Source organism: Streptomyces sp. NPDC003077 (assembly GCF_040611095.1).
Taxonomy (GTDB): Bacteria; Actinomycetota; Actinomycetes; order Streptomycetales; family Streptomycetaceae; genus Streptomyces.
The window spans coordinates 127,373-142,092 of record NZ_JBEXNM010000011.1 but is presented as its reverse complement, the minus strand read 5'-3'; the positions used below and the strand labels follow the sequence as shown (position 1 = coordinate 142,092).

Sequence of the window (14,720 nt, the reverse complement as noted above, 5' to 3'; positions counted from 1 at the left end):
TGTGACGATCGGGACCGCCCCGCCTTCAGCGCGTTACGACCACCAGGGCCGCTTCGTCCTCAGCGGGCGACGACCGCCGGATCGGCCCCGGTCCGCCGGCGACCGTCCCCGCCACCGGACCACCGCGTCAGTCGGCGCTCACGCCCAACTCCTGCGCCAGCACCGCCGCTTGGACCCGGCTGCGCAGCTCCAGCTTGGCCAGCAGCCGGCTCACGTGCGTCTTGACGGTCGCCTCCGCCATGTCCAGCCGCGCCGCGATCTCCGCGTTCGACAACCCCCGGCCGAGGCAGCCCAGAACCTCCCGCTCGCGGCGGGTCAGCGCGTCCAGGACCGCCGGGTCCGGCGCGTCCGCGTCCGGCCGGGCGGAGACGTGGCGCGGACGGGCGAACTCGGCGATCAGCCGCCGCGTCACCGCCGGCGCGATCATCCCCGCCCCGGACGCCACCAGCCGGACGGCCTCCAGCAGCGTCGGCGCGTCGCTGTCCTTGAGGAGGAACCCGGACGCCCCCGCGCGCAGCGCCCCGAACACGTACTCGTCCAGATCGAAGGTGGTCAGCACCAGCACGTCCGCCAGCTCCTCGGCGACGACCTGCCGGGTGGCCGACACGCCGTCAAGGCGCGGCATCTGCACGTCCATCAGGACGAGGTCCGGGCGCAGTGCGCGGGCCAGCCGCACCGCCTCCTCGCCGTCCGCGGCCTCCCCGACGACCTCGATGTCGGGCGCGGAGCCCAGGATGAGCACCAGCCCGGCCCGTACGGCGGACTGGTCCTCGGCCACCAGTACCCGCACCGGACCGCCGTCGGCCGCTGTCATGACGTCCCCTCCTCCCGCACGGGCAGCGTGGCCCGCACCTGCCATACCTTGCCGTCCGGGCCGCTGACCGGGCCCGCCTCGAACGTGCCGTCCAGCAGCGTCACCCGCTCGCTCATCCCCACCAGCCCGGCGCCGGAGCCGGGCGCCCGCGGGCCCGGACGGTCGCCGAAGGGGCTGGTGACGCGGACGGTCAGCGGCCCCTTGGGCGCCCGCGCCAGCCGCACCGTGACCTCGCCCGGCGCGGCGTGCTTGAGGGCGTTGGTCAGCGACTCCTGCACGATGCGGTACGCGGCCAGTTCGACCGGAGCGGCCAGCGCCGGGCCCGGGGTGCGCGCGTCGTCCAGGACGAAGGTCAGGCCGCTGCTCGTCCCGTTCGTCCGGGCCTGGGCGACCAGCGCGTCCAGCCCGGCCAGCGTGGGCGTGGCCGCGGGCTCCGCCGTGGCGCCCGCGTCCCGCAGCAACCCGATGAGGCGGCGCATCTCGGCCAGTCCCTGGACGCTGTTCTCGCGGATCACGCCCAGTGCCTGACGGGTGGCCGCGGCGTCGTCCACCGTCTGCGCGGCGGTGGCGTGGATCGCGATCGCGGACAGGTGGTTGGCCACCATGTCGTGCAGTTCGCGGGCCATCCGGGCCCGTTCGGAGGCCACCGCCTGGCGGCGGTCCATCTCGGCGAGCAGCGCGGTCTGTTCGGCCTGGAGGCGGGCGGCCCGCGCCGCGTCGCGGTGGTCGCGGATGATGACGCCGGTCCAGGCCGGGCCGACGGTGCACACGCCCACCGCGACCCCGAGCAGCAGCGCTTGCGCGTCCCGCAGCAGCGCCACCGAAAGGATCATGGACAGCACCGTCGCCAGGACGCACAGCACGGGGATCCGGCGGGCCGCGGCCGGCGAGCCGTACAGCACCGACGCGTACACCACGTCCGTGAACATCACGAGCGTGGCGACCAGCGTGCCCACGGTCACGTCCAGGCCGAGCGCCGGGACGGCGATCACCAGGGCCACCGTGGGCGCGACGCGCCGCAGCAACTCCGCGCCCGCCATCGCGGTGAGGGAGAGCAGAGTGAGGTCGGAAGGGAGCCCGAAGAGCGGCGGACCGCCCTGAATGCCCAACGCCCACAGGACGACGCCGCCGAGCAGCCCGGCGGCGGCGATGCGCACGTCGTCGCGGTGCGGGCGGGCGAGGCGGCGGGCGGTGGTCACTCCTCCATCAAACACGGCGCCCGGCGGCGCGGCTTCCGCACCCCGGTGGAACCCGCGTACATCGAAGGATGCAGCGCCGGATCATCACGCGCGACGACGCCCGCGCGCGGCACGCGGGCGAGGCTGGGAAACGTGGCCGCCCGGGACCGGGGGGCGGGTCGTCCGGCGGGGCGGCGTCGAACCGGGCGCGTGGAGGCAGCCCGTAGGGAGGAGGCAGGAACGTGAGCGTGATCGTCGCGCTGGTCGTCATCTGCGAGGTCGGGTTCTGGGTCCTGCTGGCGCTCGGGCTGCTGCTGCGCTACGTCCTGAAGCTGCGGCGGACCGGGGCGGTGGTCCTGCTCATGGAGCCGCTGCTGGAGGTCGTCCTGCTGGTCGTCACCGCGATCGACCTGAAGAACGGCGCGCGGGCGGGGGGAATGCACGGCCTGGCCGCCGTCTACATCGGCTTCACCGTCGCCTACGGCCATTACCTGATCAAGTGGGCCGACGGGCACGCCGCGCACCGCTTCGGCGGCGGGCCGCCGCCGGTCAAGCCCCCGCAGTACGGAATGGCGCGGGCCAAGCACGAGTGGAAGCTGTGGGTGCGCACGGTGGTGGCGGCGGTGGTGGCGACGGCGCTGCTGCAACTCGCGATCTGGTACGTGGGCGGCGACGGCCACACCGGGTCGCTGAGCGGCTGGCAGGGCACCGCCTTGCGGATCGCGGGCATTCACGGCCTGGTGGCGGTGTATTACACGGTCTGGCCGAAGAAGACGCCGGAGAAGGCGCCGGAGCCGGTGGCCGGGGGCGGGCACGGGGAGGGGGCCGGGAGTTCCCCGGGTGCCGGGAGCGGGCGCTCGCCGTTCAAGAGCTTGTGGTGAGGGACGGGGGCCCGGTGGGGGCCGGTCGGGGCGTCGCGGCCGTCTGCCGTGGGCGGGGCCGCCGGTCCGCCGGGGGCGCCGGGCCGCCGACGGGGTGACGCGGCGGCCCCCGATGGCCTGATGACGAACTCAGCGCTCGCCGCCCGGCACCCACAGCACGTCCCCGACCTCCTTGTTGGCCGTGCGGGCCAGGATGAACAAGAGGTCGGAGAGGCGGTTGAGGTACGTCGCGGCCAGGGGGTTCATGGTCTCGCCGTGCTCCTCCATGGCCGCCCAGGTCGAGCGCTCGGCCCGCCGGACGACCGTGCACGCCTGGTGCAGCAGCGCCGCGCCCGGCGTGCCGCCCGGGAGGATGAAGCTGCGCAGCTTCTCCAGGTCCTCCAGGAAGCGGTCGCAGTCGGCCTCCAGCTTGTCGATGTAGGACTGCTCGACGCGCAGCGGCGGGTACTCGGGGTTCGCCACCACCGGCGTGGACAGGTCCGCGCCCACGTCGAACAGGTCGTTCTGCACCCGGACGAGGACCTTGACGACCTCCTCCGGCAGCGAACCGAGCGCGATGGCGACCCCGATCGCGGCGTTGGCCTCGTTCGCGTCCGCGTACGCCGCGATGCGCGAATCGGTCTTGGCGGTACGGCTCATGTCGCCCAGGGTGGTGGTGCCCTTGTCGCCGGTACGGGTGTAGATGCGCGTCAGATTGACCATAGGGCGAGCCTACGCCGGGCCCTTCCGGAAGGCCCGTGTCCACAGGGCCGCCGACAGGACGGCGCACCCGATCGCACGGCGGTGCCGCGAGCCGCGTGTGGGGGCGATATGCGGACGGATGTACCCGGATAACGGACCCGCGCGGTGATGCGCGGACGGTGTCGCGCGCCGCCCCGGAGTGGCCCCGCGGACACCGGCTGACCCCGCCGAACCCGGCCGCGCGTCAACTGCCCGGCGCCTGTGCCCGGCTGATCCCGCGACGGAAGTGGTCCGCGGGGATGTCCGGAATCCGAGACGTGACGTGTATCTCGTGCCGGCGCTCTGGATCGTTCCCGGCCGCTACCGTCACCATGAGAACCGTTAAGTGAACAGGGCGTTAGGGGACAGCAGTGGCAAGAAAGCTCGCCGTCATCGGGGCCGGGCTCATGGGTTCCGGCATCGCGCAGGTCTCCGCCCAGGCGGGTTGGGACGTGGTGCTCCGGGATGTGACGGACGAGGCGCTGGCGCGGGGCCGCAGCGGTATCGAGGCCTCGTACGGCAAGTTCGTCTCCAAGGGCAAGCTGGAGGCCGACGCCGCCGAACAGGCGCTGGCGCGCATCACCACCACGACCGACCTGGACGCGGCGGCCGACGCGGACATCGTCGTGGAGGCCGTCTTCGAGAAGATCGAGGTCAAGCGGGAGATCTTCCAGACCCTCGACAAGCTGGTCGGCGACCACACGGTGCTGGCCTCCAACACCTCCGCCATCCCGATCACCAAGATCGCGGCGGCGACGAGCCGCCCCGAGCGGGTCGTGGGCACGCACTTCTTCTCGCCGGTGCCGATGATGCAGCTGTGCGAGCTGGTGCGCGGCCACAAGACCAGTGACGAAACCCTCGCCACGGCGCGGGAGTTCGCCGAGTCGGTCGGCAAGACCTGCGTCGTCGTCAACCGTGACGTCGCGGGGTTCGTGACCACCCGTCTCATCTCAGCGCTGGTCGTCGAGGCGGCGAAGCTGTACGAGTCGGGCGTGGCCTCCGCCGAGGACATCGACACGGCGTGCAGGCTGGGCTTCGGGCACGCCATGGGCCCGCTGGCCACCGCCGACCTGACCGGCGTGGACATCCTTCTGCACGCCGCCGAGAACATCTACACCGAATCGCAGGACGAGAAGTTCGCCCCGCCGGAGATCATGCGCCGCATGGTGGACGCCGGTGACATCGGCCGCAAAAGCGGGCAGGGCTTCTACGAGCACTGATGCCGTGCCCTGCCCCGTGTCAAGTTCGGGGCAGGGCTTCCTTACCCCAAGGGGTGAATTCGGTATCGGTTCGCTTACAGGCGGCAACTTCACCGCTTGAGAGGCAGTCAGTTCTGTAGACGTAGCGAACGAGCACCATCACTCCGGGGAGCGCATATGCACATCAGGGGCGACCACGTCGAGCTGGTCGTCGGGGGCCGCCTCGATGTCCGCACCGCGGCGGACGCCCGTACGGCCCTGCACACCGCCGTCGACGGCGGCCACGGCGACCTGGTGCTGGACCTCAGCGAGCTGGACTCCTGGGACGCCACCGGGCTCGGCGTCATCATGGGCGCCCACCGCCGTGCCGGGCGCGCCGGACGCCGGCTCGTCCTGCGGGGCGTCCCGCCGCAGATGCAGCGCCTCCTGGTCGCCACGCGGTTGCACCGCATTCTGGCCATCGAGGGCGGCATAGAAGCGGAATCGCTTCCGCGGGTCTGAGTTCGAATGCGCGGCCGGGGGCGGGGGCCGGGTGCGGGGCCGGTGCCTGCGAAGGAACGGCGTCGGGGGCGGGGCGATGAGCGTCGTGGGTTGATGCCGGCCGTGGGTCGATGCCGAGCGTGGGTTGATGCCGGTCGTGGACCAGGGAGCGTCGCACGGCGGCCGGAGTTCGTCGAGCCCGGGGGCGCGCCGCATACCGGGGCGCCCGTTGCGCGCGGGCGCTTGCCGCACGCCGGCGCTCACCGTGCGAGCGCGCTTCGCGCGCCCGCGTACGCACCGGGGCACACGTTCCCCTCACGCCCGACGCCTCACCCTGGCCCGTCCACCGGCGCGTCCGCACCGGCACCGCGCGCGGCGGCGCGACACGCGCGCCCGACACGCCCCGGCCGCGCGACACGCGCCGCCGACCCACCGGCTCATCCGGGCTCCGCACCCGGGCCCTTCCGCAAAGACCGCCGGTCAGGGAATTCCCGGTAACGATCAAAGCCGCATACGCGAATGATCCTCACAACACTGTGACGTTCCGGGCAGGACCGCACCCCGGCCGTTCGTAGATACTGGCCCAAGGTCTAAGGTTCGGTTTCCTGCCCTATGCCCTGGAGCCCCGGTGGGCACCGGACCAAAGCGACGACCGTGGACATACCGGCCGACGGCTGGGGGAGTGCGGACGGCCGGACAGCAATCGGCACGTACTCCGCCTCCTGGACGGACATGCGCGGCGGAGGCGGAGTGAAACGAAGCGCGTCTGGGGGGCTTTGACCATGGACCCGAACAACATGGAATCCGAGGAGTACGGCGAGCAGGGACACCCTGCCGCGTCGCCGGCGCCCGCGCCCGGCGGTTCGTCCGGCGGCCCCGTGCGCACGGTGCAGCTCGTCTCGGGCCCGTACCTGGTGACCGTCAATCCCGTGGACGGCAGCGAAATAGAGCCCTGCCCGCCCGGGTTCACGCCGGCGCACGCGACGGGCGCGGACGGGCCCCGCAAGCGCGGCGCGGTCGATCGCGCCGAGCACGAGCGCGCCGCGGCGCCCCCCGCCGCGCCCGCCGGCTCCGGCTACACCGGCCACGACCTCCCCCTCCTGGACCGCACGGAGGTGAACGAGCGGCTGGTGCGCCTGCTGTCCCGCGGGCGCTCCGTACGCCTCACCGGCCCCGGCGGTTCCGGCCGCACCCGGTTGCTGGACGCCGTCGCCACCGCCTGCGCCGGGCTCGCGCCCGACGGCGTGGTGCGCCTGTCCGGCTACCACCGCACGGCCACGGACCTGATGTACGACCTGTTCGCGACCGTGTACGACGCCCCGTTGCAGCGTCCCGACCGGGCCGAGCTGCTGCGCGCGCTCGCCGGGATCGGCGCCGTCGTCGTCGTGGACGACCTGGAGTTCGGCGGCGCCGCGCTCGACGAGCTGCTGGACGCCACGCCCGAGTGTGCCTTCCTGCTCGCGGCCACTCCCGACATCCCGGCCCCCTCGCCCGACTCCCACCTCGAAGAGGTCTTCCTCGCCGGTCTCGACCGGGAGGCGTGCCTGGAGCTGCTGGAGGGCGCGGCGGGCCGGCCGCTCACCGAGGAGGAGAAGGACTGGGCCGCCGACCTGTGGTTCGAGTCCGAGGGCCTGCCGCTGCGCTTCGTGCAGGCCGGGGCGCTGCTGCGGCAGCGCGACCGGCGGCGCGTGGACCCGGACGCCGTCGAGGAGCACGGCGTCTTCGCCGAACAGCCCTACGACGCGCCGGAGACCGACGGCCAGACCGACGGCCGGAGCGGCAGCCGGACCGACAAGAGCGACCAGGGCGGTGAGGGCGGCGACGCCCCCGAGATCCCGCTGCCCGCCATCGCCGAGGCAGCCTCGCCCGCCGCGCTGCTCGCCTCCCGGCTGAGCGAGTCCGCGCGCGAGACGCTGCGGTTCGCGGTGGCGCTCGGCGGCGAGGTGCCGCACCAGGCCCACCTGCCCGCGCTGGTCCAGGACACCCACGCCGACGCGGCGCTCGGCGACCTGCTGGGATGCGGCCTGATCAGCCCCGCCGGGTGCCACTACCGGCTCGCGACGACCGTCCGGGAGCAGCTGGAGACCGCCGGTTACGGCGAGGGCGCGGCCGACCGGGCGCACTCCGCCGCCCAGCACTACGCCTGGTGGGCCGGGCACCCCTCCGTCACGCCGGAGCGCGCCGCCACGGAGGCGGACGCCATCCTCGCCGCCACCGCCGTGCTCACGGGGAGCCGCGAGAACGGCCACGCCAGCGCCGCCGTGCTGCTCGTCCGCACCGCCGCGCCCGCCTTCGCGGCGGCGCTGCACTGGAGCGCCTGGGAGCGCGTCCTGCGGCACGGCCAGGAGGCGGCCCGGCTCGCCGGGGAGGTCGCCGAGGAGGCGTACTTCCACCACGAGCTGGGCGTTCTCGCGCTGTGCAGCGGCAACCTGGACCGCGCGCGGGCCGAGCTGGAGGCGTCCATCGGGCTGCGCGGCGTGCTGTCCGACCGGCGCGGTGCGGTCGCCGGGCGACGGGCGCTGGCCCTGGTGGCGGACCGTTCCGGCACGCTGCCCCCGCCGATCCCGGTGGCCGGCGAGGAGGTCCCGGACGCGCGTACGGAGGAGTCGGCCTCGCCGCCCGGCGGGGTGACCGGCGGCCTCGCGTCCGCCGCGCCGACCGCGTCGGCGGCCTCGCCGACCATGCGGGCCGTGGACGACTCGGCCGCCACGGTGGTCACCCCGAAGGTCGTCGTACCGGCCGCCGGAGCCGCCGCGAAGGCGGGCGCCGGGGGCACGGGGAGCGCCGGCGGCAAGCGCCTCCTGCTGGGCGGCGCCCGGCGCAACCTGGTCGCGGCCGGGGCCGGGGCGCTGCTGGTCGCGGTGCTGGGCACCGTCGTCACACTGGGCCTCACCTCCGGCTCGGACAAGGACGACGGCGGCAACCGCGTCAAGACCGAGCACTCCGCGGAGAAGGACAAGGACGGCGACGGCCTGAACGCCGACCAGCCGGGCACCGGCGGCGGCAGTCAGCAGCCGGGCGCCGGCCCCGGCGTGAGCCAGGGCCGGCCCGGCGGCGCCGGAGCCGCGTCCTCCTCACCGGGGGCGACGGGCAGCGCCCGTCCCGGCTCCCCGGGCAGCAGCGGCTCACCGAGCCCCGGCGGCACGACCGGGACGGGGGAGGAGCCGACGAACGAGCCCACCGGCCCCGAGTCGCCGACGGGCCGGCCGACCGGCAACCCGACGCACCCGAACCCGCCGACCGGCCGTCCGACGGAGCCCACCGAGGACCCGACGACGCCCACGAACCCGCCGACCACCGAGGAACCCACCACCCCGCCGACCCAGCCCACGCAGCGGCCGACCACGGAAGGCCCGTCGCAGACGGCCAGCGGCTCGGTGCCGAGCTCCCCGGTGGGCTCGGCGTCGGGCACCGCCTCGGCGTCCATGTCGACGACGCCGGGGTCCGCCTCCGCCAGCGCCTCGATGTCCCGGGGGCCGTCGGCGACCTACGCCTGACACGTACGCACGCCTGACACGTACGCAGGAGGGCCCGCGCGTGAGCGTCACGCGCGGGCCCTCGTCGGCTTGCCCGGCCGAAGCGGCCGAAACGATCAAGACACCTGGAGCGGCCGAAACGATCAAACGCCTGGAGCAGCCGAAAGAGCGGCCGAAGGAGCGGCCCGAGCCCCCGAAACGCCCGACCGCCCCCGCCCCCGTCCGCCCTCAGAACAGCCGCAGCTTGTCGTCCTCGATGCCGCGCAGCGCGTCGTAGTCCAGGACGACGCAGCCGATGCCGCGGTCGGTGGCCAGGACGCGCGCCTGGGGCTTGATCTCCTGGGCGGCGAAGACGCCCTTGACCGGGGCCAGCAGCGGGTCGCGGTTGAGGAGTTCGAGGTAGCGGGTGAGCTGTTCCACGCCGTCGATCTCGCCGCGGCGCTTGATCTCGACGGCGACGGTGCCGCCGTCCGCGTCCCGGCACAGGATGTCCACCGGGCCGATGGCCGTCGGGTACTCGCGCCGGATCAGGGAGTAGCCCTCGCCCAGGGTCTCGATCCGGTCGGCGAGCAGTTCCTGGAGGTGCGCCTCCACGCCGTCCTTGATCAGCCCGGGGTCCACACCGAGCTCGTGGGTGGAGTCGTGCACCACCTCTTCCAAGGTGATGATCAGCTTCTCGCCGCCCTTGTTCTCCACCGTCCAGACGCCGTCCCCCTCCTTGAGGGTGCACGGCGGGGACATCCAGTTGAGGGGCTTGTAGGCACGGTCGTCCGCGTGGATGGACACGGAGCCGTCCGCCTTCACGAGGATGAGGCGCAGGGCCGACGGGAGGTGGGCGGTGAGCCGGCCCGCGTAGTCGACGGAGCAACGGGCGATGACGAGACGCATGGTGCGCCACGCTACTCGACCGGGGCGCGCGGACGCGATTCGACCCCGCTCGCACTCCTGGTGCGTGCCGGACGCGAGCAATACCGTGGAAGCGAGGGGTCGCGATGCGGACACGCTCCGTTGCGGTCCCCCGACCTGATCCTTAAGGCCCCGTCCCGGCGGGGCCGCGAGAGGAGAACCTCATGTCGCTCGACGTCTCACCGGCCCTCCTCGAACAGGCCGAGCGAGGCGAGGTCGACGAAGCGGAATTTGTCGACTGCGTCCGGATGTCCCTGCCCTACGCGTGGGAGATGATCAGCTCCCTGGTGGCCCGGCTGACGGTGGACGGCGGCCAGATCGCCGACAACCAGACGCCGCCACCGGACGAGCAGGCGCGCGGTCAGCTCCTGCGCGCGCTGGCGAGTGACGCGATACGCGGGTCGCTGCAGCGCCACTTCGGCGTGCGTCTCGCCTTCCAGAACTGCCACCGGGTCGCGGTGTTCCCGCTCGACCCGGCGGCGGACGACCGGCTGGCCGCGTTCACCTCTGTCCGCGGACAGTTGCTGAACCAGTCGCCCGAACTGCGTGACTGCTGACCGGAGTCGCTGCCGCCGCGCACGCGGGTGTGCACCCCTCCGGTGTGAGTGCACCGACGGCAGCCCAACAGGGCCGCACGGACGTCCGTCCGGGCGGCCCTTCGACGTGTGGCGGACGCGGTCGGCCCTTCGACGTGGTGCGGACGCGGACGGCCCTTCGCCGACGTGCCGCGGGCACGGACGGACCGGCACGGACCGGACGAGCCGGTGGAGGGCGCGCGTACCGGACGCGTGGGCGTGAGACGCGCCGGGCCCGGACGCGTCAGACGAGCTGGGGCAGCACCTCGGCGCCCAGCCGCCGGACGTTCTCCTCGGTGGCCGCCAGATCGCCCGAGCCCTCGACGAGCAGCGCGAAGCGCGTGATGCCGGTCCGCTCGGCCAGGGCCGCGAGCCGGTCCGCGCACAGCCGGGGCGTGCCGACCGGGTGCAGCCCGCACAGCATCTCCGTGTAGGCCACCGGGTCGCGCATCGCGCGCTCGCGCCCGTCGACCGTCACGTGCGCCGCCAGGCCGCGCCGCAGCCAGCCGGGCATCGCCTTGGTGAGCGTCTCCGTCGCGTCCGGTCCGGCGTCGGCGACCTGGACGACGCCCGCCGAGATGTGGCCGGCCGCCGCGACCCGGGTCGGGTCGTGCCCCGCCGCCAGCGCGGAACTGCGCCACAGCGCCACCATCTCGGCCTTGTCGTCGGCGCCGCAGTGCATGCCCAGCAGCATGGCCAGCCCGCGCTCGCCGGCCAGCCGCACGGACGCCGGCGAGGTGCAGGCCAGCACCACCGGCGGGCCGTCGTCCCCGGCCAGCGCCTCGTCCGGGCGCGGTACGACGGGCACCTCCCGGAAGGAGAACCGGCTGCCCCGCGCCCCCACGCGCGGCTCGCGCAGCCAGCGCAGCAGCAGGTCCAGCGACTCGGGGAAGTCCCGTTCGTACGCCGCCAGGCCGGAGCCGAAGACCTCCAGGTCCACCCACGGCCCGCCGCGGCCGACGCCGAGCGTGAACCGGCCGCCGGACAGCAGGTGCAGCAGCGCGGCCTGTTCGCCGAGCGTGACCGGGTGCTGGGTCGGCAGCACGCTGACGGCCGTGCCGACCCCGATCCGCCGCGTGCGCCCGAGCAGGAGCGCGGCGAGTGTCGTCGCCGACGGGCAGACGCCGTACGGGACGAAGTGGTGTTCCGCCAGCCACACCGCGTCCAGTCCGGCTTCCTCCGCGACCTCCGCGGACCGGACCGCCCGGTGCAGCGCCTCCCCCTGTCCCTGGCCCGGGAATTGGGCGGCCAGGATGAATGCCCCTACGCGCATCGCTCTTCTGCCTCCTCGCAGCCGACGCGATCTCCCCCCAACACGCAACAACGTTTGACACGTGCCAAAGGCACGGCTTGCCCCGCAGTTTCCCGATGATCCCAGGATTGCGGTAGAAGCCGGTCCCTTCGGGAGCCGCCGCGTAGGCTGGCGACCGTTCGTGACCCCGCCGATATCCCGAGGTGCCCCGTGTCCCCGCGCAGAAACCGTCCACGCGGCGGTGAAAAGTCGACCGACCGCTCAGCAGGGGACCGCTACGGACTGGAGCGTACGGAGGAGTGGCGCGGCGAGGACTGGGTGGTACGGCACCTGGGGGGCGGCGGCGCGGCCAAGCACTACCGCTGCCCCGGATGCGACCAGGAGATCCCGCCGGGGGTGCCGCACGTGGTCGCGTGGCCGCGGATGGGGGACGTGGACGACCGCCGGCACTGGCACACGGCGTGCTGGAACGCGCGGGACCGCCGGAGCGCGCGGCTCCAGCGGTCCCGTAACGCGCCTCGTTACTGAGCGCGTTCCTGCGTAGGGGTCACTCGGGGCGCGTTCACCTGCGCGTCACCCGTGCCTCACACGTCCCGGCGCTGCAGGGCCACGTACGCGCCACCGAGGACGACGGCGGTCACACCGGCGAGGATCACCACCGGCTGCCAGCCGCTCGGGCCCGTCTCCAGGAACGGGATGTCGTACAGGGCCGCCATGGCGCTCGGCACGGAGTACTCGATGAGCGCCTGGCCGATCTTCTGCGTGAACTCGCCGCCCTGGAGGAAGAGCGCGAGCAGCATCGGCAGCAGCACGAGGCCCATCATGAGGCTGATCGCGCCCGCGGAGTGACGCAGCAGCGCGCCGACGGACATCGCCAGCAGGCCCAGCAGCGCGACGTACAGACCGGCGCCCAGGGTGGCGCGCACCCACTGGTCGAACGTCGGGTCCGGGCCGCTGAGCACCGCGCGGTTCAAGAAGGCGACGAGCGTGGTGGCGATCGTCGTGATGACGAACGCGAGCAGGAAGAAGACGATCGCCTTGGCGGTCAGCACGCGGGCGCGGCTGGGGCAGGCCGTCAGCGTCGTCCGGATCATGCCGGTGCCGTACTCGGACGAGATCGACAGGATGCCGAGCGTGATGACGCACAGGCTGCCCAGAAGGACACCGACGAACCCGGGGGCCAGCAGCGGGTCCATGTTGACGCTGCTCGCCACCAGCGACGTCATCATGCCGATGCCGACGGTGATCAGGACCATCACGCCCAGCGTCCACATCGTGGAGCGCACCGACTTGATCTTCGTCCACTCGGAGGCGAGGGCGTGGCCGAGGTGCGCGGGCCGGACGGGGATGGGGGAGACGTAACCGGCCTGCCAGTTCTGCGCCGGTGCGGTCGCGGGGTGCTGGTGGTGGCCGGCGTTCGCGGGGGAGGGGTGCGGCGGGGCCGGATTCTGCTGCGGGGCCGGGGCGTGCGGCGGGGCCGGAGACTGGGGCTGGGGCTGGGCAGCCGGGGCCTGGAGGAACATCGTGCCGGCGTCGGCGGGCGGCTGGTTCGCCGACTGAGCCTGCCCCTGGAGCAGCATCGTGCCCGGCTCGCGGGCCGGCGGCACCGCGGGCCCCTGACCGGCGGTGGGCGGCTGCGACGGGGGGAGGGGCGCCCCGGCGGGCGGCATCGGCCCGGCCGAGGGGGCGGCCGGGGCAGCGGCGTCGCGCGGCTCGGGCCGCGGCTGCTGGGGGCTGGTCATCGGGCGTCCTCGTGGTGGGGCGTGGTCGGTTCGGCGGGGGCGGCGGGCGGCAGGGGCGCGGCGGCCGGCGGCCCGTACCCTGCGGGAGCCCCGTACGGGTTCTCGGCCGGAGTCCCGTACGGGTTCTGGGGCGGGTGGCCCTGGCCGGGGACGGGCGGGGCCGACGGGAACGGGTGCCGCGCGGCCGGGGGCATCGGCTGCCCGTACCCGGGAGCCCCGTACCCCGGCGGCTGGAGCGCGGGCCCCGGGGCGCCCTGCACCTCCATCAGGCCCGCGCGCTGGTCGGCCGTGGAGCGGTAGTCCACGGCGCCCTGCGTCATCCGCATGTACGCCTCTTCCAGGGACGCCTGGTGCGGGGACAGTTCCCACAGGCGGACGTCCGCGCCGTGCGCGAGGTCGCTGATCCGCGGCAGCGGCAGCCCCGTCACCCGCAGCGCCCCGTCCGGCTCCGGCGTCACCTGCGCGCCCGCCTCGGTGAGCGCCGCCGTCAGCTTCTCGCGCTGGGCGGGCTCGGTCTCCGGCGTGCGGACGCGGGCGAATCCGGCGGAGTTGGCGGCGATGAAGTCCTTGACGGACATGTCCGCCAGGAGCTGGCCGCGCCCGATGACGATCAGGTGCTCCGCCGTGAGGGCCATCTCGCTCATCAGGTGTGAGGAGACGAAGACCGTGCGGCCCTCGGACGCGAGCTGCTTCATCAGGTTGCGGACCCACAGGATGCCCTCCGGGTCCAGGCCGTTGACCGGCTCGTCGAAGAGCAGCACCTGCGGGTCGCCGAGCAGCGCCGCGGCGATGCCCAGCCGCTGCCCCATGCCCAGCGAGAACCCGCCCGAGCGCCGCCGGGCCACTTCCTGGAGGCCGACCACGCCCAGCACCTCGTCCACCCGGCGGGCCGGGATGCCGGAGAGCTGGGCCAGGGAGAGCAGGTGCGCCCGCGCGCTCCGGCCGCCGTGCACGGCCTTGGCGTCGAGCAGGGCGCCCACCTGGCGCGGCGCGTTGGGCAGCCGCCGGAAGGGGTGGCCGCCGACGGTGACGTGCCCCGCCGTGGGCGTGTCCAGGCCCAGGATCATCCGCATGGTGGTGGACTTCCCGGAGCCGTTGGGGCCCAGGAAGCCGGTGACGGTTCCCGGCCGCACCTGGAACGACAGGTTGTACACGGCCGTCTTGGCGCCATAGCGCTTCGTCAGGCCGACTGCCTCGATCATTCTCCGCCCCTCGTGCTGACGCGGGGCAGAGTGCGCTCGTACCCCCGTGCTCGTTACCCCCGTAGGAGTGGAGAGGCTATCGAGACATTGACGGTTCCCGTCAAAAACGAACGTGGCCGAAAGACGGGCACCGGCCCGCCGCGGCGCTACGGCGACCGTTTGTGCGCGGTCCGATCACCGGCGGGCGGGCCGTACGGGAGCGGTCCGATCGCCGCCGTACCGGTCGCGTGGAGGTGAGCCGATCGCCGCCGTACCGGCCGTACGGGAGCGGCCCGATCGCCGCCGGTCGGGCCGT

At 74.0% G+C, this 14,720-nt stretch carries 13 protein-coding genes; 6 read left to right on the top strand and 7 right to left on the bottom strand.

Translation table 11 applies throughout. The features are described 5' to 3' along the window. Positions 1–127: 127 nt before the first annotated feature. Positions 128–814 (bottom strand): response regulator transcription factor, encoded by a 687-nt coding sequence (locus tag ABZX96_RS10845; protein ID WP_355541277.1) that lies wholly within the window; start codon positions 812–814, stop codon positions 128–130. Continuing rightward, complete coding sequence (locus ABZX96_RS10840; protein WP_355541274.1) at positions 811–2,013, bottom strand: histidine kinase; 1,203 nt, start codon at positions 2,011–2,013, stop codon at positions 811–813. The genes ABZX96_RS10845 and ABZX96_RS10840 overlap by 4 nt, the downstream gene beginning before the upstream one ends. Positions 2,014–2,240: 227 nt before the next feature. Between ABZX96_RS10840 and ABZX96_RS10835 the strand changes: the two genes are divergently transcribed. Further along, complete coding sequence (locus tag ABZX96_RS10835) at positions 2,241–2,873, top strand: hypothetical protein (protein WP_355541382.1); 633 nt, start codon at positions 2,241–2,243, stop codon at positions 2,871–2,873. 129 nt (positions 2,874–3,002) lie between these two features. Here the strand turns inward: ABZX96_RS10835 and ABZX96_RS10830 are convergent, their stop codons facing one another. After that, the gene (locus ABZX96_RS10830; protein WP_355541271.1) at positions 3,003–3,575 is read right to left on the bottom strand and encodes a cob(I)yrinic acid a,c-diamide adenosyltransferase; all 573 of its coding nucleotides are present in this window, start codon (positions 3,573–3,575) and stop codon (positions 3,003–3,005) included. A 389-nt stretch (positions 3,576–3,964) separates the two neighbouring features. Here ABZX96_RS10830 and ABZX96_RS10825 point away from each other — a divergent pair, with 389 nt between their 5' ends. From ABZX96_RS10825 to ABZX96_RS10815, 3 genes are all read left to right on the top strand, one after another. Next, on the top strand, positions 3,965–4,813 hold the full coding sequence (locus tag ABZX96_RS10825; protein WP_355541268.1) for a 3-hydroxyacyl-CoA dehydrogenase family protein: 849 nt from the start codon (positions 3,965–3,967) through the stop codon (positions 4,811–4,813). 156 nt (positions 4,814–4,969) lie between these two features. Further along, complete coding sequence (locus ABZX96_RS10820) at positions 4,970–5,293, top strand: STAS domain-containing protein (RefSeq protein ID WP_355541265.1); 324 nt, start codon at positions 4,970–4,972, stop codon at positions 5,291–5,293. A gap of 761 nt (positions 5,294–6,054) precedes the next feature. After that, positions 6,055–8,769 (top strand): ATP-binding protein, encoded by a 2,715-nt coding sequence (locus ABZX96_RS10815; RefSeq protein ID WP_355541262.1) that lies wholly within the window; start codon positions 6,055–6,057, stop codon positions 8,767–8,769. A gap of 207 nt (positions 8,770–8,976) precedes the next feature. Here the strand turns inward: ABZX96_RS10815 and nucS are convergent, their stop codons facing one another. Beyond that, positions 8,977–9,636 (bottom strand): endonuclease NucS, encoded by a 660-nt coding sequence (nucS, locus tag ABZX96_RS10810; RefSeq protein WP_355541259.1) that lies wholly within the window; start codon positions 9,634–9,636, stop codon positions 8,977–8,979. Positions 9,637–9,818: 182 nt separating this feature from the next. Here nucS and ABZX96_RS10805 point away from each other — a divergent pair, with 182 nt between their 5' ends. Next, the gene (locus ABZX96_RS10805; protein ID WP_355541256.1) at positions 9,819–10,211 is read left to right on the top strand and encodes an SCO5389 family protein; all 393 of its coding nucleotides are present in this window, start codon (positions 9,819–9,821) and stop codon (positions 10,209–10,211) included. A 262-nt stretch (positions 10,212–10,473) separates the two neighbouring features. Here the strand turns inward: ABZX96_RS10805 and ABZX96_RS10800 are convergent, their stop codons facing one another. Continuing rightward, complete coding sequence (locus ABZX96_RS10800) at positions 10,474–11,502, bottom strand: LLM class flavin-dependent oxidoreductase (RefSeq protein WP_355541253.1); 1,029 nt, start codon at positions 11,500–11,502, stop codon at positions 10,474–10,476. A gap of 189 nt (positions 11,503–11,691) precedes the next feature. Here ABZX96_RS10800 and ABZX96_RS10795 point away from each other — a divergent pair, with 189 nt between their 5' ends. After that, entirely contained in the window at positions 11,692–12,009 is a 318-nt protein-coding gene (locus ABZX96_RS10795) for an ATP/GTP-binding protein (protein ID WP_355541250.1), read from the top strand. Positions 12,010–12,065: 56 nt separating this feature from the next. Here ABZX96_RS10795 and ABZX96_RS10790 read toward each other — a convergent pair whose 3' ends face one another. Further along, entirely contained in the window at positions 12,066–13,223 is a 1,158-nt protein-coding gene (locus tag ABZX96_RS10790) for an ABC transporter permease subunit (protein ID WP_355541247.1), read from the bottom strand. Then, a complete protein-coding gene (locus tag ABZX96_RS10785; RefSeq protein ID WP_355541244.1) occupies positions 13,220–14,425 on the bottom strand; it encodes an ATP-binding cassette domain-containing protein in 1,206 nt (401 codons plus the stop codon). The genes ABZX96_RS10790 and ABZX96_RS10785 overlap by 4 nt, the downstream gene beginning before the upstream one ends. Positions 14,426–14,720 lie beyond the last annotated feature (295 nt).